Source organism: Salifodinibacter halophilus (assembly GCA_012999515.1).
Lineage (GTDB): Bacteria > Pseudomonadota > Gammaproteobacteria > Nevskiales > Salinisphaeraceae > Salifodinibacter > Salifodinibacter halophilus.
The window spans coordinates 1-237 of sequence record JABEEB010000713.1 but is presented as its reverse complement, the minus strand read 5'-3'; the positions used below and the strand labels follow the sequence as shown (position 1 = coordinate 237).

The 237-nt window shown below is 67.1% G+C and carries 1 protein-coding gene; it reads left to right on the top strand.

The window, feature by feature from the left end:
- Positions 1 to 237: MATE family efflux transporter (locus HKX41_13415; GenBank protein NNC25133.1), on the top strand; the 237-nt coding region annotated here is incomplete at both ends.

Here is a 237-nt window from a genome sequence, read left to right as displayed (position 1 = left end):
TGGGCGCCGACGCCTGGAGCATCGAGCACGGCTACCGCTACACCCAGTGGATGCTCGGCAGCAACGCGGTGATCATGCTGTTGTTCGTGATCAACGCGATCTTCCGCGGCGCTGGCGACGCGGCCATTTCCATGCGCGTGCTGTGGCTGTCCAACGGCCTCAACATCGTGCTGTGCCCGCTGCTGATCTTCGGCCCCGGGCCGTTCCCGGCGCTGGGCATCGAAGGCGCGGCGATCG